Here is a 20,735-nt window from a genome sequence, read left to right as displayed (position 1 = left end):
GCGATATTTTTGTTGTTAGTTGGAAAATTCTGAAATAATAGCACACTTAAATCACATGTGGTAAGGTATTAACATCTAACAAACTAGAAATTCAATAGAACTCGAGGTGCTGTATTTTGATTAAACGTTTTTTTAGTTATTATCGCCCGCACAAAAAGCTATTCTATATAGACTTTTTCTGTGCAATATTAGTAGGGCTAATGGAGCTTGGATTTCCTTTAGCAGTGTCTTGGTTTATTGATAAACTGCTACCGGAGGGGAATTGGAGTAAAATTATCTCGATCAGTATCGGCCTTTTACTACTTTATTTAGTAAGTTCTGGAATGCAATTTGTTGTAAATTATTGGGGCCATAAACTTGGTATTAATATTGAGACTGATATGCGTCGTGAGTTATTTAATCACGTACAACGTCAATCTTTTCGTTTCTTTGATAATACAAAGACTGGTCATATAATGAGCCGTATAACAAATGATTTAATGGATATTGGTGAATTAGCGCACCATGGTCCAGAGGATTTATTTATTGCAATTATGACCTTCATTGGGGCATTTTGGATTATGCTAGCAATTAATGTGAAGCTTGCATTAGTAGCAATCATAATCGTTCCATTTTTAATTTGGTTGATTTCCTACTCAAACATGAAAATGAATAATTCATGGAGTAAAATGTATGGAAATATTGCGAATGTAAATGCCCAAGTTGAAGATAGTGTTTCAGGCGTGAGGGTAGTTCAATCTTTTACGAATGAACAATATGAAATGAAACGATTTAATAAAAATAACCAATACTTCCGTAAAACGAAACTAAAAGCTTATAAAGTAATGAGCGTGAATTTACTAGGAATCTATGCATCTACTCGATTAATGACACTTGTTATTCTAGTTTTTGGAGCTTGGTTAAGTTTTACGAAAATTTTATCGTATGGAGAATTAGTAGCGTTTATTTTATATTTAAACATTTTATTTAAACCGATCGATAAGATAAGTGCATTACTTGAATTATATCCAAAGGGTATGGCGGGCTTTAAACGATTTACTGAATTGATTGATAATGAGCCGGATATTGTAAATACTCCTGATGCAATTGAAGTAATTAATCTAGTAGGGGATATTAAGTTCAAAAATGTTTCTTTTGGTTATGAAAACAAACGTAGAATCTTAAATGATCTTTCCTTCTCAATTGAGGCCGGTATAACAATTGCCTTTGTAGGCCCTTCAGGAGCTGGGAAAACAACAATCTGCTCATTAATTCCAAGATTTTATGATGTTTTAGACGGTGCGATCACAATTGATGGAATTGATATTCGAAACATGACAAAAGAATCATTGCGATCAAATATCGGAATCGTACAACAGGATGTCTTTTTATTTACAGGTACATTAAAAGAAAATATAGCTTACGGTAAGTTAAATGCAACTGATGAAGAAATAGAAGAAGCAGCTAGAAAAGCCCACTTAACTGATTTAATTGCTTCATTGCCTGATGGTTATGAAACTCAAATTGGTGAAAGAGGATTAAAGCTTTCTGGAGGACAAAAACAACGATTAGCAATTGCTAGAATGTTTTTGAAAAATCCACCAATCCTAATATTAGATGAGGCTACCTCAGCATTAGATACAGAGACAGAAGCAATTATTCAAGAGGCATTGAATGATTTATCAAAAGATCGAACAACATTAGTTATTGCCCATCGATTAGGCACAATTAAAAAAGCGGATCGAATTTTAGTAATCACTGAAGAAGGAATTGCTGAAGATGGTACTCATAAGGAACTACTATCACAGGAAGATGGAATTTTTGCTAGACTTCATGCCCATCAAATTTAACCCAAAAAACATTTTTAAGAAGGTGTTTTGTATTGATTCAAAACTTTTCTAGTAAGGCAGATCTATATTCGAAATTTCGTCCAAATATCCGAATGAATATATAAATTATTTACTCTCAGAAAATCATTTAAATGAGGGGAGTGTTATTGGTTCAGATACGGGTATTTTAACGAAGCTATTACTTGAAAAAAAGCTAAACGTTTTGGCAATTGAACCAAATGATGATATGCGAAGGATCGCAGAGAAGACTTGAAGGAATACGATCAATATAAGTCAATTAATGCAACAACAGAAAATACTTCTTTAAAAAATAATAGTGTTGAATTTATAACGGTAGCGCAAGCATTTCATTGGTTTGATAAAGAAAAGATTTAGGTTTTGTGTAGATTAGGCAACATAATTAGAAAGAGCATCTTAATCGATGCTCTTTTATTATTGGAAAAATAGAATTATTTTCCTACATATACAATTTTAGTTCCGTTTACGTGTTGATCCATTTCATACGTCTTAGTGGACTTTGGATAATTAACTTGTATTTTCTTATTATTTATCCAATTTATTTTAAATAAATCTTCTGAAACAAATGTATTTCCTGATTTATTCGTTAGCTTCTGATCTGAATCCATTATAGATAGATGATACGAATATCCAGTTGTAGCACCACAATTTCTTTCGAAAATATAAGCTACCTTATCACCTTTAGGAGAAACTTCTTTATGAGTAATTTCGTTTCCACACATATCTCTAAATAAATAATCTAGAGTATAATAACCAGCTAAAGATATAACTGTTAAAACCCCCGTAATGGTTGAAAATATTTTTATATTCTTTATCAATTTGTTTTTCATTATTTTCTCCGTCTTAAAATCTAAAAGTTATCTCTTAAAATCTTCTATAATCATTACTTTTTTATGAAAGTACTAAATCCCATCTTTCCTCAATTAACTCAGATCCAGTCCATTCGAAGTTAGGTTTCTCTTCAGTTAAAGTAAAGTTATATTTTTTATAAAGATAACGTGCGGTCTCTAATGTGCTTACAGTCCATAAAAATACATGTTCAAATTGATTTTCCTTACAGAAGTTGAGTGCTGTTTCGATTAGCTTTTTCCCGATACCTAATCCTTGGTATTTTTCATCTAATACAAACCATCTAAGCTGTGCTACTGACTCATTTGTCTTCGTAATAGCAATTGATCCGACGATTTCTCCATTTACTTCTGCGACCCAAAGTTCGCCCCCGTTAGAATTCAATAAAAATTCGCTTAACCCTTTCATTACATAATATTCAAATACACATCCAAATTGGTGGGTTGTACTATAAATCTTTCCATGAATATGTGCTACATACCCAACATCGCCAGGTTTAAATGGTCGAATTGATATTTCAGGAATAGGTGCTTGATTTAATGAGAAAATGGATTCAATTGTTTCCATTGATTTTACTAGCTCTTTTACTTCAGGAGTAGAAAGGCTTTGAATCATACTTTCTACTCCAATGTTCGCATCATTAACCAATTTATTATAGATTTCGTTTCCTTTTGCTGTTAAATGAAGAGTATATTGACGTTTATCTTCAGGAGATTGGATTTTTGAAATGATGTTTTCTTCATCGAATCGTTGAATAATGCGACTTAAATAACCACGATCAATACCGAGTTTTTCGATAATATCTGTGGCAGTACATCCGTGGTTTTCGTTGATTTCTGTAATGATTCTGGCTTCGGTTAATGGAAAAGGATGATTATAGATTTCTTGATCAATTTTTCCCAATACATTAGCATAATGTCTGTTAAATTTGCGTATTTTTTCAACATGATTCATATTTTTCCCACCTTTAATATTCTGAAATTTTAGATTACTAATAATATAAATGAAAAAAGTTGACTAAGTCAACTAATTTTAAGCTGATAAAAGTGTAAATGGTGAAAATTGTACTAGAATATTCAATAATTTGGATAAGTAATTTATAAAAAAGGGAATATAATTAAAAAGTGGTTAAAAATAAGTTAAAATTAAATTAAATAGGGGGAAAAAATGGAACTATCTTTGTTATTAGAGTACGGTTGGGTATTAATTATTCTAATTTTATTAGAGGGTTTATTATCGGCCGATAATGCACTAGTACTTGCTGTTATGGCAAAACATTTACCTGAGGAACAACAAAAGAAAGCGATAAATATTGGTTTACTTTTAGCTTTTATTTTTCGAATCGGTGCCATTTTTATTATTTCATTTCTTTTTAATGTATGGCAGGTTCAAGCAATCGGAGCGGCTTATTTAATTTTCATAGCATTAAAGCATTTATTTAAAAAGCATGATGATGATAAAGGAAAAAAAGGAAAAAGCTTTGGTATGACAGTTGCTCAAATATCATTAGCAGATATTGCATTTGCGATTGATTCTATTTTAGCAGCAGTAGCGCTAGTAATTGATCTGCCTAATTCAAAAATGGGTAATATAGGTGGCATGGATGGTGCTAAATTTATAATCATTGTTATTGGAGCTATTGCGGGTTTAATCGTTATTCGCTTTGCGGCAGGTATTTTTGTTAAATTACTGACAACACGTCCAAGATTAGAAACAGCAGCTATGCTTTTAGTTGGATGGGTAGGGGTTAAACTACTAATGCATACTTTGGCGCATCCTTCTCTACACATTATTTCACATCATTTCGTTGAAGGACCAATCTGGAATACGATTTTCTGGTCAGTCATGCTATTAATCGCTTTAGGTGGCTGGTTTCTATCTAAAAAGAAATCAACAGATACTAACGTAGAATAAATGATAAATAAAAGAAAAATCGCTTAGTTTTTAGCACTAAGCGATTTTTTAGCTTTTACTATTTAACCAACATTATAAAATCATACAGTTTATCTAGCGACATAATATTTTGATTACATACTTGGCTATCTTTGCAAATGTAATTTCCTCTTTGTGTAAAAGTACCTTCAATTTTTCCTTTTGTTTTTGTCATGAATAATCCTAAGTCACCGTATTTATTACATATTGTACAGTTGCCTCTTTTTTTCATAGGATTAAAAGTACCTTGTAAACCAATTAGTTTGTCATTTAAATATGTGACAATAAACTTTGAATTAGAGCCTAAGTCATCCCATCCAATATATGTTATCTCAACTAAATCGATATTTTCTAATAAGGGAAGCTTTAATTTTTTTGCTTTAGGAAATAGCTTTTTGATGGATTGTTCTGATACTTCTTTAAAAGGAATTATATAAGGCTTTAGTCTGTTCAGTAAAACATCTGCTTGATCAGAATTTTTAATTGTGCTAACTGGACTGAAGAGTATCTGTTGATCTTCAGTTAGTTCATGAAATAAACTTAGAATTTTATCATTAACTAGTGAATGTAAAGCATTTAACACAGTTTTATCATTTACTGTAGAATGTCCATTTGTTAAGACTTGAAGTTGATGTTTAATAAAATTATATTGTTCTGTTCTAATAAAAGGTTTCATTTATATCACTCCTAATTTGAGAGGAAAGTTCGATTGATAACTTAACATCTTTAATTTACATCAAAAAAGTGAATTTATATATGTTGAGTTTATGTAAGAAACAAAGTTGCCATAAAAAACAATCTTGTCAATAAATTATCAAATTTTCGTAAAAGGAGCCTGCGTGGTTGATTTCCACTACAGGGTGCTCGCTTTCCATGGGGCGAGACCTGAGCCTCCTCGTCACGTTCGTTCCTGTGGGGTCTCAGCCTTCCCGCATCTCCCATAGGAGTCGAGCACCCCTCCGCTCCAATCAACTTTTTCATCAAAAAATGTTAATGATAAAAAGCTAATTTAATATCCTTTACTCAGCGTAGAATAACAGTTTATTAATCTGTTTGTATATCAATTAAGTTTGAACTTCAACTTATAAACTAATCATTTGTTGGTTTAATAATATTGCTGAAACACATTAACATTTCAAATCATTATTAGATTATCAAAAAATGAATTTTAACAACAATAATGTTCACTTAATAGTATTTTCCAAATAGACCGTTTTATATTTCAACACTCTGAAAAAAAAACACTGATATTAATCAGTGTTTTTTGATTTATTTAGTATATACAATTTTTTTTATCGTTTCGATTGAGAGAAAATATTCTTTCGCTAATTGCTCAATTGTTTGACCATTTTTAAACGATTCTTTAATCGCTTTATTTCGATTATCAATTAGCTTTCTTGTACCTGAACGTGAGCCCCATTTTTTGTGAACTTTTTCAGATTTTGGAATATAAAGTGTTTCTCCCTGTACGTATTTTTGTATTTCCAATAATAACTTTTCAGGTAAAATAGCAGTTGCTTTTATATATGCCATCTTTGCCAGCCCCTTATTCTTATTTAGTAAATAAGGTGCAAAGCCGTTGAATCAGAACTGCTTACTTGGGCGATTAGTGAAACCTACCCATGCAAAGTATCGCCTTTCTAAATCTAGGCTTTGCATGGGATGTTGATTTATCTGACAAACTAACAGTATATGTCATAATAGATCACCTCCTAAAGAAATCATGAAAACTTTTTATTTATTATAAATTATATCTGTTCAGATTGCATTTGTTACTTATGAATAATATGAAAAAGGAATAGAAAGCCTTTAGATGGATTGTTCCTATTCCTTTTCATTATTTATTTAACTGAAATAATATGTGTTTAATAATCTCACTGGATGAACTTGATAATCCATGTTCTTGCGAATAAATAGCCCATATATCCTGATAGATGTAATTCGTTTCATCAGTATATGTAATCGGTATTACCTTGAGTTCATCATTACGAAATGTTGGGTAGTTTTTTACTGTAAACTCATGGATAAAAGAAAAACCAGCACTTTCCTTAACGACGTTTAATAATAGTCTAGGATTATTTGTAGTTAAGATAATATGATTAGAAATACATTTTGAAAACTTTTTTACTATGCCATTTTTTGTATTTTTTAATATTACTATTTTCTCATTATTTAAATCTGCAGGTGTTACATATTCATAATTGAATAATTTTGAATTCTTTCCAACTACTATACCTACTCTAGCTCTACTGATTAACTTTTTACCCAATTTTGGATATTTATCTAATTCTTCTTTCTCGATTGGTAGGAAACCAACATCGTAACGATCTGGATTAAAACTTTTTAGTAACTGCTCTTGGAGCATTTCCTCAACGTCAATGGAGATTTGAGGATTTTCTATATTGAAGTTTGTTACTGCTTCTTGAAAAATATCAAAAAATGCTGTTGCTGCAACGATTTTTAACTGTTTTTCTTTTTTAATATTTAAGTTAAAAAGTTCCTCATTTAATTGCTTAATATTCGATAATATATTCATTGCTTTCATTATTACAATATTTCCTTCAGGTGTAGGAGTAGTTCCTATCCTTGAACGATTAAATATTGTTATATTTAATTCTCTTTCTAGTTGTGAAATAGATTGGCTTATAGCTGATGTAGAGATATATAACCTTTCGGCAGCTTTAGATATTGATTTTTCATTTGCTACATAAACAATATACTCTAATTGTTCGAAATTCATAGTAATCTCCTAATAATAAAAAATTCTAATACATGTAGTAATTTAAGAACATAAAAACTTAAAAGAAAGTGGACATCGTTGGTTAAAATTTGTAATTTCATTAATTTGAGGAGCTAATAAAATTATATTGTGGATACAGTATGAAGGAACACTTAAGATATGAAAACAGTTCAATGATACACCTTTTTTACTGGAAAATCTTGTGCATAGTTAAATTTATATTATTAAAATAATTCTTGAATTTTGTAAGTAATCTCTTTTTACTAAAAAAGCAATAAGTTGAAACGGTGCAAAGTAAAATATTTCCTTGGGAAAATTATAGTAATAAAAAAATATCTGTACATAGATATCATAATATAAGACCGTAAGTTTTTAAATCCTTTATTTTAACGATTTAGTTTAAATTTTAATAACAATAATCTTTTGTTTAAGAAGTACTTAACTTTAATTTCAAAAATATTAAATTTATTTAATCAATTCAAATATGTACAATACAAATGTTGCTATAAAAAATTTGCAAATTGGAGGTGGCAGTAATGTTAGCAAAATTAGTTCCAAATCATCCAAGAAATAATAATACTGTTATTTTTGTTGAAAATTCGCTATTCGTTGCGGGTATTCGTACAATATTAGAATTTAATAGAATAAATGCTATTAAAATTAATTTAGAAGATAGTTTTTCTTTCCAGGAAGTAAGTAATTCAATTCTTATAACTCAAGTTTCGGGAGAAGAAATGGTAAAGTATGCAAGAAATATTATGTTACATGATGATTCTTCGAAAATTATTACCATTAAAAACTCTTTAGACTTTTATGAAATAGATCGTTTATTGAAAGTAGGAGTAAAAGGTATTTGTTTAACAGATGTTGACGAGGCATATTTAGTGAATACTGTTAAGCTAGTGCAGGGTGGACAATTCATGGTAGACAATCGCTTTACGAATGAATTGATAAAAGAATACAAGTTTCTTAAGGATAATTCAATCCATTTTATGCCGCCCAATGATTCATATATAAAAGAGCTACTTACAAATAGAGAATACGAAATACTTCACCTTTTAGTAAAGGGATTTTCGAATATTCAAATTGGTAAGGAATTATTTATTTCGAATAAAACAGTCAAAAATCACGTTGCCAATATTTTAATGAAATTAAACGTTCCAGATCGTTTAAATGCAGTCATAAAAGTAATTAAAAATAACTGGATTTCAATAAAACAATAGTTTAATTAAAGTAAAAGAGCACTCTATTTAACACATCATATTACGTGTTAAATAGAGTGCTTTATTTTTCATAAAATTAATTATTAATTGATGAAGATTCTTCTAATTTTTTTAAGAAATACATTTCTTCTCTGTACATATGATCTGCCATTAAAGCGGAAAAGTTACTCAACATTTGGCTTGAAATATCTAATTCTTCAATCTCTTTTAGAAATATTTGAAATAGCTGAATCTCTAATTTTACGTCTTGGTTCATTCTTTTTAATGCAGGAAATGTACTTAGTTTAGTACGTAAATATCCGGTGAGTTCTACTGCTTTAAGATAGAAGTGTTCAAAATGCTTTGTGAATTCATGACTTTTCTTTCTTAGCATTTTTTCTGTACCATCGAGATTCGTATAAATGGCATCAGCATGACCTGCCGCATCTAGCACCCATAATAAATGATGATGAAGTTCATTGAAGACAGGTGGGGTTTGACTTTGTTTTAAGTAGGATAGTACTAATAAATATTCTTCCAATTCATTAACCATATGATTTAAAAATGTAGGTGTTAAGTAAATCGTAAAATTAGCGTCAGTAATATGTTTCGTTAGCAGTGAAAGTTTAAAATCACGTAGCGCTAAAGCACTTTTTTCTGCTTGAATTGTAATCTCGCTCATATTTTCATTATTATTTACCCTAGTAAATAAATTATTAAAAATTACGTAAAATGATTGTGCAATCTTAATTTCTTCCTCTTGCTTAGACGGTAAAGCATCCAATATAAATTGAGAATGATCCCTTAACACATGTAACCAGAACGAATGCTCAAAATTGGCAGTTTGTACAAAATCTGGCATATAATCCCCCCTATAAACACTACAAGGTAATTATATTAATGAGTGTCCTAAAATATTGCAGGAAGTGTTGGAAAAGGTAGTGGGTAGATTGGAGTATCTTAAGTTTATTCCTTTGATTTTAATTGGTCTAAATGGCTGTATAGTCTTGATAAAAAAGGTTTATCCATCAATTAAATAGAATAATATACTAGCAATTTTAAGAGGGAGAAAGTTTTATGAAAAAACATTTAAAAGGAAAAATGACTATTTCTCAAGCTTTTTTTGGTTCTGCCTTTTCTGCAATTATCATTACAATATTAGAGGATTATATTCATTATGAAAATCGCTATATTGCCGGTATAGTTGCTGGTTTTATTACATTTATCGGATTCATTTTAGGTATGTTTATATTTAGGAAAAACGACTAATCCATTAGACCTATCTCATAGTTATTAAAAGCATCTAAGCCAATATATGAAAAACAAAAAAAGTGAAAACATTATTCAATCAATGATTTCACTTTTTTGTCAATTATTTATCAAGAGTTGTATCCGTTAATAGTTTTAATACTGATCGGGCCATTAGTTTTACACCAATTTTTATTGCGTCTTCATCGACCATAAATTTGGGGTGATGCCATCCATACGTTATATCTTTTTCTTTATTTCCAGAGCCTAACCAAATATAAGAACCAGGTACTTTTTGTTGATAGAATGAAAAGTCTTCTCCGCCCATTGTCGATTCTGCAGTCACAACATGTTCTACTCCGACTGTTGAGATTGCTGCTTCTCGTACTACTGATGTTACTTTCGTATCATTAAATACTGCGGGCAGTAATACTTGATAATCTATTTCTACCTCTCCTCCAAGTGAATGTACAAGATTTTGAACTAGTGTTTGAAATTTCTCTTGAATTTGCTTTCGAATTGTTTCATTTGAAGTTCGAACTGTGCCTTTTAAAACTGCAAATTCTGGGATTACATTATTTGTATTCCCAGCCTGAAACGATCCAACAGTTATGACAGCAGAATCTTTTGGAGAAATTGTTCTGCTAACTAGAGTTTGTAAAAGATTGACAACAGCACTGCCAATTACAATCGGATCAATTGCTTTTTCAGGAAGTGCTGCATGACCGCCTTTCCCTTTAATCTTAATTGCAAAATCATCTACACTTGCCATTAGGAAGCCTTCTTTAATTCCAATCATACCAACTGGAAGATCCGGCATATTATGAAGCCCAATAATAGCTTTTACATCGGTAAGTAAGCCTTCAGCAATCATTTGCTCAGCGCCACCTTCAGATTCCTCAGCAGGTTGAAAGATCAATCGAACTGTACCAGGAATCAGGTGTTTTAATTCCTGTAAAATAAATCCAACTCCGAGTGTAATAGTAGTATGAACATCATGTCCACACATATGGGCGATTCCATCAACAAGTGAACGAAATGGTAAATCAGATTCTTCTTGAATTGGAAGTGCATCAATATCAGCTCGGAGTGCAACAATCGGTCCTGAATTACCACTGATCTCGGCTGCAGTTCCTGTTTGACTATTCAACTGTATTTTTTTGATTTTAGCTTTTTCTAATTCTTGATTGATAAAATTCGTTGTTTGGAATTCTTGATTACTTAATTCAGGATACATATGCAAATGTCTACGGATCTCTACTAGTCTCGTAAAATATTGGTCTGCTAATACATCTATTTTTGTTTCTAAATGCTTCATCTTAGATTCTCCTTATTGTTAGATGGGATTTTTGTTTGATTATGTAAAGGATTGTATAATTATTCCGTTGTTCATTCAATACTTTTTTACTAGTTACTGATTTTTATAAGATAATTATGCCTATTTATTAAAGTGATGAGAGCGTTTTTAGAAAATATTTTATTTGGATTTTTTATTAAGTGTTATTTTTGTGGGAGAGGGTAAAATGAGTAATAATTCATTATGTGGTTCTGGATATGAAATGAAACGGTAGATGTTTAGCGACTAAATCAGTCTGTAAAAATCTCTTTCTATTAACTGATCTTTTAAAAAAATCAACGATTACTTTTTGAAAGATTCTAAATAAACTTTCACTCTTTTCTTTTACAAAATTGAAATTCTGTTTTAAGGTATTATTAATAAAAATATGAAGGAGTGAATGAATTGGGATATGCAGTTGGATTAATGTCGGGTACATCTTTAGATGGAATCGATGCAGCTTTAGTAGAAATCGCTGGATGTGGACCTGAGACAGAGGTAAGATTGATTGATTTTATGACAGTTCCTCTTGATGAAGGTTTATTAAAAGAAATTCAAGATGCGATTACACTTGTTTCTTCAAACGCTCAGCATTTATGTAGTTTAAACTTTAAGCTTGGCTACGCTTTTGCAGAAGCAGTAAAGCAAATTTGCGGTAAAAACGAATTTTCATTGGATCAACTTGATTTTATTGGGTCGCATGGTCAAACGATTTATCACCAGCCTGAAGCTCATGGGAAATTCATACAATCTACATTACAGTTAGGAGAGCCAGCGGTTATTGCATATGAAACAAAAACGAAAGTTGTTTCGAATTTTCGGGTGATGGATATGGCAGCTGGTGGGTATGGTGCGCCTTTAGTTCCACATTCTGAGTTATTACTTTATAAAAGTAAAACTAAAACTCGTTTACTACAGAATATTGGTGGAATCGGTAATGTTACGATCATTCCAAGGAATTCTACAATCGATGATTTGGCAGCCTTTGATACAGGTCCAGGGAATATGATTATTGATGAAATTTGTAAACGCTATTTTAATGTTCCATATGATGCTAATGGTGATTTAGCTGCTAAAGGTAATGTAAATGATAGATTACTAGAAAGATGCATGAGTATTCCTTATATTTTAGCTCCTATACCTAAAACAACAGGAAGAGAGTTATTTGGTACACAGTTTGTTGATGAAATATTGGAAGAGTTTAGTGATATTTCACCGATTGATCTAGTGACTACAATGACGATGTTTACTGCAAAATCAATCGCTGAAAATTATAAAAAGTTTATTTTACCAGACCATCCAATTGATGAGGTAATTGTAGGGGGCGGAGGTAGTCATAATAAAACGCTACTACGCATGCTTCAAGAATTATTAGGTGTGGATTCAAAAGTATTAGTTCAAGAAGATATTGGTTTTTCTTCGGACGCAAAAGAAGCAATTGCGTTTGCGATTTTAGCAAATGAAACTTTAAATGGTTTACCAAGTAATGTACCTGGGGCAACAAAGGCAAATCGTTTAGTTGTTTTAGGAAATATTACACCAATACCATACTAGGAGGATTCATCGTGAAAAAATTAGGAATTTCAATTTATCCAGAGCACTCAACTGTTGAAAAAGATAAGGCTTATATTAAATTGGCTCATCAATATGGATTTAAACGAATCTTTACATGTTTATTATCAGTTAATGGTGACAAGGAACAGATTCTAAAAGAGTTTAAAGAAATAATTGATTATGCAAATAGTTTAGAGATGGAAGTAATAGTTGATATTGCCCCTCGGGTATTTGGTACATTAAATATTTCATATAATGATTTATCATTTTTTGCTGATTTAGGAGCTTATGGGATTAGACTTGATATGGGATTTACTGGGAATGAAGAGTCCATTATGACTTATAATCCATATGGATTGAAAATTGAAATTAACATGAGTAATGCTACGAAATATCTAGAAAATATTTTAGCCTATAAACCAAATCAATCTAATTTAATCGGATCTCATAATTTTTATCCTCATCGTTATGCAGGTTTGAGTTATTCACATTTTGTTAAATGTAGTGAAGAGTTTAAAAAGCATGGTATTCGTACAGCAGCATTTATTAATTCACAAGCTGCAACATTCGGACCGTGGCCTGTATCAGAAGGTCTTTGTACTTTAGAGATGCACCGTAATTTATCAGTCGTAACCCAAGCGAAACATTTATTTTATTCAGACTTAATTGATGATGTTATTATCGCAAATGCTTATGCATCTGAAGAAGAGTTCAAACAACTAGCGGAGCTAAATCAGAACGGTAAAGACTTATTTACACTAAATATTGACTTACATGATTCAATTACAGATTTAGAGAAAAAGATTGTTTTAGATGAGTTCCATTTTTACCGCGGGGACGTATCAGATTACTTAATTCGTTCAACCCAGTCTCGCGTTAAATATAGAGATGAAGAGTTTAAACCTACTTATACTCCACATATTCATAGAGGCGATATTTTAATAGAAAATGAATTATATGGACAGTATAAAGGTGAATTGCAAATAGCACTGCAGGATATGGAGAATTCGGGGAAAACGAATGTAGTTGGACGCATTTCAGAGGAAGAAATCTTCCTATTAGATTTCTTGCATCCTTGGAGTAAGTTTCAGTTTAAGGAAAACTAAATAATCATTATGTAAGAAGATGTGAAATTTTTTTTACATCTTTTTAAAATTTTATTTCATTTTTTATTAAAAATAATTGAAATTTTATTTTATTAAGAATATAATTGCCTCATAGAAAACGTTTCCAGTTTTTCGAATCTTTTATATTATCAAACTCAAATTAGGAGGATAAGAGTATGAAGGTATTATTTGTATGTGCAGGCGGTATGTCAAGTGCGATTGTAGTAAACGCTCTAAAAAAAGAGGGAGAAAAGAACGGATTAAGTCTAGATGTTTTAGCTGTAGGGACTCAAGAGTTTGCTGAAGAAGTTAAGAATGGTTGGGATGTAGCGATGGTTGCACCACAAGTAAGACACCGATTTGATGGTTTTAAAGCTTCATCTGACGAGGCGAATGTACCTTGTGCTGTCATTCCACCTCAAGCATATAGCCCACTTGGAGGGCCAACGTTATTAAAATTAGTTCAAGAACTAATTAAGTAGTTTAATAATTTAATAATCAAAGGAGAAGAACAAATGGATAAGTTTATTTCATTTTTGGAAAACAATTTATCAACACCAATGGCAAAACTATCTGAGCAAAAACATTTACGCGCAATTCGTGATGGTGTAGTTTCAGCTTTACCTTTTATCATTTTTGGAAGCTTGTTCCTAATTATTGCCTTTCCACCAGTTCCTGCAGATTCTGCGGTTGGAGTGTGGGCAGCAAAACACGCTGCGGATATTTTAATTCCGTACCGACTTACAATGTACATAATGACATTGTATATTACTTTCGGAATTGGATATAGCTTGTCCCAAAGCTATAAACTAGATCCGCTTTCTGGCGCATTATTATCGGGCTCCGCGTTTTTATTTACAACTGGGGTTCAAATGATCGATAAAGTGGGATTTGTATTACCAATGGCAAACATGGGTGGCCATGGTCTTTTCGTAGGTATGATTACTTCAATTTTTGCAGTTGAAGTATTACGTTTTTGTAAAACGAAAAATATTACGATTAAAATGCCTGATTCAGTGCCGAGTTCTGTCGCACGTTCTTTTGAAGCACTTATTCCTGTAACGGTTGTTTTAACAGTAATGACTTTAATTACAGTTGTATTTAAGATTGATACACATTCACTTGTAGACAAAGCTGTAGCTCCACTAATTAGCGCGGGTGATTCATTACCTGGTGTACTAGTACCAGTTTTCTTAATCACATTTTTCTGGGCATTTGGTATTCATGGGGTATCAGTAGTAGGTGCAGTTGCACGACCTGTTTGGGAAGTTTATTTAGCTAATAACTCTGCAGCTGTTGCAGCTGGTAAAGTTGGAAGTCAGTTACCACACATTGCTCCTGAAACTTTCTTCCAGTGGTTCATTTGGATTGGTGGATCGGGTGCAACATTAGGTTTAGTAATTGCAATGTTAATTGCGGGAAAATCAAGTTATTCAAAGGCTCTTGGAAGAACAGCAATTATCCCAAGTATTTTTAACATTAATGAGCCAGTAATTTTCGGTATGCCGATTGTATTAAACCCTGTATTAATTATTCCATTTATGATCGTTCCAATAATTGGTGCAACAATTTCTTACCTTGCAACAGCAGGAGGATTAGTTAATCCAACATACGTAATGGTTCCGTGGACTTTACCTGCTCCAATAGGTGCATATTTATCAACTGGTGGAGATTGGAGAGCTATTATCCTAGTAGTAATCAATCTGGCAATATCTGTTGTTATTTATTTACCATTCTTCAAAATGTACGATAAAAAATTGTTAGCGCAAGAATCTACAGTTGAAGTGGATAATGGTGTAAAAGTATCTTTATAAATTCATAGTAAAGGGAGTTTGGGATCATTAATCCCAGCTTCCTTTATTTATTATCAAGTATTCAAGAAAGGAAGATAAACATGAACACTACAAAGAATCTCCATTTTTTTAGTTATAAAGGTGCATTTGCATTTTTTGTATTTATTCTTGCGTTTAATCTTATCTTTAATCCTGTTCTACTCCTTTTTGGAATGACTAGAGATCTTGCTGTATTTATTACAAATAGTATTGGTTTGAGTGTAGGACTTACAGGCGTGATTGTATTTATTGAAGGTAAGTTTAAGAATAAGAAACAAGCTTTAATTCTATTTATTACATTATTAGTTTTCTGCACAGTGACTTGTTATCTTGTTGTATTCAATTCATAAGAAAAAATATGAAATGAAGGTGTGTTTTAGATGAATAAAAAAAGAGGAATTAAAATCGTAACAATAGGCGGCGGCTCTAGCTATACTCCAGAATTAGTGGAAGGTTTTATTAAAAGATATGACGAGCTACCTGTAAGTGATTTATGGTTAGTTGATATAGAAGCAGGGAAGGAAAAGTTGGAGATCGTTGGTAATTTAGCTAAACGTATGGTAAAAGAAGCTGGAGTACCAATGGAAATTCATTTAACGTTAGACCGAAAATTAGCGCTAAAGGATGCTGATTTTGTAACCACTCAAATGCGAGTAGGCTTACTAGAGGCACGAATTAAAGATGAACGTATACCTTTACAATTCGGTATGATTGGTCAAGAAACAAACGGTGCAGGTGGTCTATTTAAAGGTCTAAGAACAATACCTGTATTACTTGAAATTGCTGAAGAAATGCAGCAACTATGCCCCGATGCATGGTTGATTAACTTTACAAATCCTGCTGGAATGGTTACAGAAGCATTACTTCGATATAGTAAACATAAAAAGGTAATTGGAGTTTGTAATGTACCAATTAATATGACAATGACGATTGCTAAATTATTAGAAGTTGATCTAAGTCGTGTACATATTGATTTTGCTGGATTAAACCATATGGTTTATGGACTTCATGTTTATGTTGATGGAAAAGAAGTGACTGAACATGTATTAGAGTTATTAGCGAATCCAGAAATACAAATGACAATGAAAAATATCGCACCATTACCATGGCAAAAAGAATTTCTTATGTCATTAGGTGTACTTCCTTGTCCATACCATCGTTACTATTACAAAACGAAACAGATATTAGATGAAGAATTAGAATCTTTTAAAACAGGTACTACCCGAGCAGAGGTCGTTAAGAAGCTGGAAGAAGATTTATTTGAATTATATAAAGATGACAATTTAGCTATTAAACCGCCTCAGCTTGAAAAACGAGGTGGAGCTTATTACAGTGATGCCGCTTGTAGCTTAATTACATCTATTTATAACGATAAAAAGGATATCCAAGTATTAAACGTTCAAAATAATGGTTCCATACAAGGGATTCCGAATGAATCAGCTGTAGAGGTAAATTGTATCGTTACAAAGCAAGGACCAATTCCGATATCAGTGGGTGAATTACCACCTCAAATAAATGGATTAGTTCAGCAGATTAAATCATTTGAACGAGTTGGAGCCATGGCGGCCGTTACTGGATCTTATGAGAAGGCATTACTGGCACTAACGATTAATCCTTTAGTTCCAAGTGATGAAGTTGCAAAGGAAGTACTAGATGCACTTTTAGATGCGCATAAAGAATACTTACCATTATTTTTTAAAGAAGAATTGGTAATTCAATAAGGATAAATAAAAAACAAAAGTTAAGGAGTATGAATATGATGATGACTAACGAACAAGAAATTTTTGAAATTATATCACACGGTGGAAATGCAAGATCACTAGCTTACGAGGCATTAGAGGCTGCAGAAAAAAATGATTTTGAAACAGCAGATCGCTTAATCGAAGAGTCTCATCAAGAAATTGGTCATGCACATAAAACACAAACGACTTTAATACAAGCTGAATTAAATGGTCAGCCATGTGAAAAGTCTCTATTAATGATTCATGCCCAAGATCATTTAATGACTGCAATGAGTGAACAAAAACTTATAGAGCATATCATTCGTTTACATAAAAAATTAGCCGAGAAATAATCGATTCATATAGTAATAGAATAGACGAAAGATGGTAGGGGGCAGTTTTAGTGAAATATGTTATAGGTCTTGATGGTGGAGGAACTAAGTCAGAGGCTATTGCTTATAATTTAGATGGAGAAATTATTAGTCAAGGTTATTCTGGTTTTAGTAATTTACTAATCAATGAAGAAGATGGAATTAATCACATTATAGAAGCAATTGAAAATTGCTTGAGCCCTTTATCAAAAGAGAATTGCTTGTTCTTATTTTTAGGAATTGCGGGAATTGGTGGAGTGAAAGATCGAGGTCCCTTGGAAAAGGCACTAAATGATGCTTTTCATATCCCTTTTAAAATTGTTAATGATGCACAAATTGCACATGCAGCATTACTAAATGGGCAAAGTGGTGTATTAACAATCGCTGGTACGGGTTCAATTTGTATCGGAATGCATAAAGAACGGACTGTTACGGCAGGCGGTTGGGGACATCTTCTAGGGGATGAGGGAAGCGGATATTGGATTTGCATGGATATCTTTAAAAAGATTACACAGGAATTTGATGAAGGTGTTCCATTAAGTTATTTATCTTTGAAAATGCTGGAAAAATTGCAGTTAAAAGAAGAAGATGAACTTAAAAAATATATTTATCACAGTACAAAAGCTGAGATTGCTTCACACGTTCCATTTATAGTTGAAATGGCCAACATAGGTGATTTAATGGCCTTATCAGTTCTAGAAAGAGCTGGTCAACTTCTTGGAAAAATGACCATCCAAGCCATAAAAAAATTAAATCTTAGAGAAGAGCCACGAGTTGCAATAAAAGGAAGTATTCTAAGTCGAATACCAGTCGTTCAAAAAACATTTATTCAAACAATTCATGAGCACTATCCAACAGTAGTATTTTACACAAACGAAATCTCTTCGACCTTCGGAGGATATCTATTAGCTATGAAAGAAGTTAATTCACGTAAGGAATAATTAAGTGCAGTAAAAACAGGGAGTAGGATAAAAAATCCTGACTTATGATTGAGGTGTAATTGTGTTAGAAAACTTAACAACCGAAATTAGAAACAATCGTACGAGTAACTTAGATCAACTAAGCGTCGATGAGTTTTTAAATATAATGAATGAAGAGGACCAAAAGGTGGCTCTAGCAGTTAGAGAACAAATTCCGATGATTTCAAATGTAGTTCAACTAGTTGTTGAAGCATTTCAAAATGGAGGACGTTTAATTTATACAGGTGCTGGTACAAGCGGACGAATTGGTCTGCTTGATTCAGTTGAATGTCCACCTACATTTGGAACGAACCCTAGTGAAGTCATTGGATTAATTGCAGGCGGTGAGAGAGCCTTTATTAAAGCTGTTGAAGGTGCCGAAGATAGCGAAGAACTAGGTAAGGAAGACTTATTACGAATATCCCTTACAAAAAATGATATCGTGATTGGTATTGCAGCATCAGGACGAACGCCTTATGTAATAGGTGCTTTAAAGTATGCAAACGAGATTGGAGCAAAAACTGTAGCGGTAGCGTGTAATAAAGATTCAAAAATTGGAGAGGTTGCCCTCCAAAAAATTGAAGTAGATAATGGTCCAGAGGTGTTAACAGGCTCTACACGATTAAAAGCTGGAACATCCCAAAAGTTAATTTGCAATATGATTTCAACAGCTTCAATGATTGGAATTGGAAAAGTATATAAAAATCTCATGGTAGATCTGCAATTAACGAATAGTAAACTAGTTGATCGAGCGAAAAGAATAATAGTTGAAGCTACTGGCTGTGATTATGAAACAGCAAGTAATTATTTACTGAAAGCAAATAATCAAACGAAAGTAGCAATCGTTATGATTTTAACCGGAATGAATTACGAAGAAGCAATGAACAGTTTAAATAAAGCTAGTGGTTTTATTAGCAAGGTAGTAAAAGATTAATTAGAGGGCGGCAACTAGTACTACTAGTCTGTCGCCTTCTATTTCATCTTAAAATATAATTCAGATTTTGATCTTAATATTTTATAATTTGTTTATAGTCGTATTTCGATTCCGATTAAAAGAGGGGAAAATGTCGGTTGGAAATTTCCAAATTCATCATTTTATACAAATAAAGGGAGAGTTGAGTAGATTAAATGAATGCATTAAATGGCGGTTTAATCATGTTAAACGAAATGCTGTATAAACTTCCACCATCTGAAAGAAGAGCAGCTAAATATATAATTGAAAATCCGGAAAAGTCAATTCAATATACAGTGTTTGAACTTGCAGAAAAAAGTCAAACAAGTAATTCTGCAATTATTAGATTATGTCGATCATTAGGTCTGAAAGGATTTCAAGAGCTTAAGCTACGAATTGCAGGTGATATCATCACGACAACAGAGGTAGGGTCAAGAGATATCAATTTAGGAGAATCAACTGCTTCCATCATTAAAAAGATGATGAATAACAATATTCAGGCCATCAAAGATACTAGCGATATTATTAATGTGAGTGATTTAGAGGAAGCAGTACAAGCTTTAACAAAAGCTAGAAATATTTATTTCTTTGGAGTAGGTGGCTCAATGGTAGTTGCCTTAGATGCACAACAAAAGTTCTTGCGCATAAAAAAATACACATCTGCCTTTACTGATTTGCATTTGTTAGCTGTTCAAATAGCAAACCATGAGGAGAATGATGTCTTAGTAGGAATTTCATTTTCTGGAGAAACGCTAGAAGTTCAGAAAGCCCTTCAAATAGCAAAGGAAAACGGCGTGAACACTATTAGTATCACAGGTTTTGGTTCCAATTCTGTATCAAACTTAGCAGACATTAAATTATTCAATTCCCCACATAGGGAAGCAACATTTCGAAGTGGAGCAACCTCATCAAGGATGGCTCAACTACATGTCATCGATATCTTATTTATGGCTGTCGCGACACAAGAGTACGACCAAACAATTCAATATATCGATCAAACAAGAACGGCTATTTCTTCATTAAAAAAGTAAATAGTAAAGGTTAAGGATAATACAGGGTTAGGTAATTTAAGAAAAAGCACAAGGA

General features: G+C 32.2%; 22 protein-coding genes. 15 read left to right on the top strand and 7 right to left on the bottom strand.

The features are described 5' to 3' along the window. Positions 1 to 116: 116 nt before the first annotated feature. Both CN946_RS12015 and CN946_RS23820 read left to right on the top strand, forming a co-directional pair. The gene (locus CN946_RS12015) at positions 117 to 1,829 is read left to right on the top strand and encodes an ABC transporter ATP-binding protein (RefSeq protein WP_098861329.1); all 1,713 of its coding nucleotides are present in this window, start codon (positions 117 to 119) and stop codon (positions 1,827 to 1,829) included. 249 nt (positions 1,830 to 2,078) lie between these two features. Continuing rightward, on the top strand, positions 2,079 to 2,204 hold the full coding sequence (locus CN946_RS23820; protein WP_286133916.1) for a hypothetical protein: 126 nt from the start codon (positions 2,079 to 2,081) through the stop codon (positions 2,202 to 2,204). Positions 2,205 to 2,278: 74 nt separating this feature from the next. Here CN946_RS23820 and CN946_RS12010 read toward each other — a convergent pair whose 3' ends face one another. Together CN946_RS12010 and CN946_RS12005 are read right to left on the bottom strand one after the other, a co-directional pair. Further along, the gene (locus tag CN946_RS12010; protein ID WP_098861328.1) at positions 2,279 to 2,677 is read right to left on the bottom strand and encodes a DUF5412 family protein; all 399 of its coding nucleotides are present in this window, start codon (positions 2,675 to 2,677) and stop codon (positions 2,279 to 2,281) included. Between the two features lie 61 nt (positions 2,678 to 2,738). Beyond that, on the bottom strand, positions 2,739 to 3,650 hold the full coding sequence (locus CN946_RS12005; protein ID WP_098861327.1) for a bifunctional helix-turn-helix transcriptional regulator/GNAT family N-acetyltransferase: 912 nt from the start codon (positions 3,648 to 3,650) through the stop codon (positions 2,739 to 2,741). Between the two features lie 213 nt (positions 3,651 to 3,863). On the opposite strand from CN946_RS12005, the gene CN946_RS12000 reads away from it, so the two are divergent. Next, positions 3,864 to 4,610: a TerC family protein gene (locus CN946_RS12000; protein ID WP_098861326.1), complete on the top strand. Its 747-nt coding sequence runs from the start codon at positions 3,864 to 3,866 to the stop codon at positions 4,608 to 4,610. A 58-nt stretch (positions 4,611 to 4,668) separates the two neighbouring features. Here CN946_RS12000 and CN946_RS11995 read toward each other — a convergent pair whose 3' ends face one another. The 3 genes from CN946_RS11995 to CN946_RS11985 all read right to left on the bottom strand — a co-directional run bounded on the left by CN946_RS11995 (position 4,669) and on the right by CN946_RS11985 (position 7,368). After that, a complete protein-coding gene (locus CN946_RS11995) occupies positions 4,669 to 5,304 on the bottom strand; it encodes a FusB/FusC family EF-G-binding protein (protein WP_098861325.1) in 636 nt (211 codons plus the stop codon). A gap of 593 nt (positions 5,305 to 5,897) precedes the next feature. Then, entirely contained in the window at positions 5,898 to 6,161 is a 264-nt protein-coding gene (locus CN946_RS11990) for a CD3324 family protein (RefSeq protein ID WP_098861324.1), read from the bottom strand. 304 nt (positions 6,162 to 6,465) lie between these two features. Beyond that, a complete protein-coding gene (locus CN946_RS11985) occupies positions 6,466 to 7,368 on the bottom strand; it encodes a LysR family transcriptional regulator (RefSeq protein ID WP_098861323.1) in 903 nt (300 codons plus the stop codon). A 536-nt stretch (positions 7,369 to 7,904) separates the two neighbouring features. Here CN946_RS11985 and CN946_RS11980 point away from each other — a divergent pair. Further along, complete coding sequence (locus CN946_RS11980; RefSeq protein ID WP_098861322.1) at positions 7,905 to 8,591, top strand: response regulator transcription factor; 687 nt, start codon at positions 7,905 to 7,907, stop codon at positions 8,589 to 8,591. A 76-nt stretch (positions 8,592 to 8,667) separates the two neighbouring features. On the opposite strand, the gene CN946_RS11975 is transcribed toward CN946_RS11980, so the two are convergent. Beyond that, on the bottom strand, positions 8,668 to 9,432 hold the full coding sequence (locus tag CN946_RS11975; RefSeq protein ID WP_098861321.1) for a DUF2935 domain-containing protein: 765 nt from the start codon (positions 9,430 to 9,432) through the stop codon (positions 8,668 to 8,670). 215 nt (positions 9,433 to 9,647) lie between these two features. Here CN946_RS11975 and CN946_RS11970 point away from each other — a divergent pair, with 215 nt between their 5' ends. After that, complete coding sequence (locus CN946_RS11970; RefSeq protein WP_098861320.1) at positions 9,648 to 9,839, top strand: hypothetical protein; 192 nt, start codon at positions 9,648 to 9,650, stop codon at positions 9,837 to 9,839. A 103-nt stretch (positions 9,840 to 9,942) separates the two neighbouring features. Here the strand turns inward: CN946_RS11970 and CN946_RS11965 are convergent, their stop codons facing one another. After that, positions 9,943 to 11,136: a M20 metallopeptidase family protein gene (locus CN946_RS11965; protein ID WP_098861319.1), complete on the bottom strand. Its 1,194-nt coding sequence runs from the start codon at positions 11,134 to 11,136 to the stop codon at positions 9,943 to 9,945. A gap of 423 nt (positions 11,137 to 11,559) precedes the next feature. On the opposite strand from CN946_RS11965, the gene anmK reads away from it, so the two are divergent. The 10 genes from anmK (at position 11,560) to CN946_RS11915 (ending at position 20,680) form a co-directional block, all read left to right on the top strand. Further along, positions 11,560 to 12,708: an anhydro-N-acetylmuramic acid kinase AnmK gene (gene anmK, locus CN946_RS11960; RefSeq protein ID WP_098861318.1), complete on the top strand. Its 1,149-nt coding sequence runs from the start codon at positions 11,560 to 11,562 to the stop codon at positions 12,706 to 12,708. A gap of 11 nt (positions 12,709 to 12,719) precedes the next feature. Continuing rightward, on the top strand, positions 12,720 to 13,814 hold the full coding sequence (locus CN946_RS11955) for a DUF871 domain-containing protein (RefSeq protein ID WP_098861317.1): 1,095 nt from the start codon (positions 12,720 to 12,722) through the stop codon (positions 13,812 to 13,814). A gap of 176 nt (positions 13,815 to 13,990) precedes the next feature. After that, positions 13,991 to 14,296: a PTS sugar transporter subunit IIB gene (locus tag CN946_RS11950; protein WP_098861316.1), complete on the top strand. Its 306-nt coding sequence runs from the start codon at positions 13,991 to 13,993 to the stop codon at positions 14,294 to 14,296. Between the two features lie 33 nt (positions 14,297 to 14,329). Further along, positions 14,330 to 15,628, top strand: a complete 1,299-nt coding sequence (locus CN946_RS11945) for a PTS sugar transporter subunit IIC (RefSeq protein ID WP_098861315.1) — start codon at positions 14,330 to 14,332, stop codon at positions 15,626 to 15,628. An 80-nt stretch (positions 15,629 to 15,708) separates the two neighbouring features. After that, positions 15,709 to 15,996, top strand: a complete 288-nt coding sequence (locus CN946_RS11940; protein WP_098861314.1) for a hypothetical protein — start codon at positions 15,709 to 15,711, stop codon at positions 15,994 to 15,996. Between the two features lie 30 nt (positions 15,997 to 16,026). Beyond that, positions 16,027 to 17,367, top strand: coding sequence for a 6-phospho-beta-glucosidase (locus tag CN946_RS11935; protein ID WP_098861313.1), 1,341 nt, complete (start codon positions 16,027 to 16,029; stop codon positions 17,365 to 17,367). Between the two features lie 35 nt (positions 17,368 to 17,402). Continuing rightward, entirely contained in the window at positions 17,403 to 17,720 is a 318-nt protein-coding gene (locus CN946_RS11930) for a PTS lactose/cellobiose transporter subunit IIA (RefSeq protein ID WP_056468190.1), read from the top strand. Between the two features lie 50 nt (positions 17,721 to 17,770). Further along, on the top strand, positions 17,771 to 18,679 hold the full coding sequence (locus tag CN946_RS11925; protein WP_098861312.1) for an N-acetylglucosamine kinase: 909 nt from the start codon (positions 17,771 to 17,773) through the stop codon (positions 18,677 to 18,679). A 61-nt stretch (positions 18,680 to 18,740) separates the two neighbouring features. After that, positions 18,741 to 19,631: an N-acetylmuramic acid 6-phosphate etherase gene (gene murQ / locus CN946_RS11920; RefSeq protein ID WP_098861311.1), complete on the top strand. Its 891-nt coding sequence runs from the start codon at positions 18,741 to 18,743 to the stop codon at positions 19,629 to 19,631. A 194-nt stretch (positions 19,632 to 19,825) separates the two neighbouring features. After that, positions 19,826 to 20,680, top strand: a complete 855-nt coding sequence (locus CN946_RS11915) for a MurR/RpiR family transcriptional regulator (RefSeq protein ID WP_176547309.1) — start codon at positions 19,826 to 19,828, stop codon at positions 20,678 to 20,680. Positions 20,681 to 20,735 lie beyond the last annotated feature (55 nt).

This window comes from Bacillus sp. AFS053548, from assembly GCF_002575105.1.
In the GTDB taxonomy this organism is placed as follows: domain Bacteria; phylum Bacillota; class Bacilli; order Bacillales; family Bacillaceae_G; genus Gottfriedia.
The sequence above is the reverse complement of the archived record's forward strand: the minus strand, read 5'-3'. Positions and strand labels throughout refer to the sequence as shown.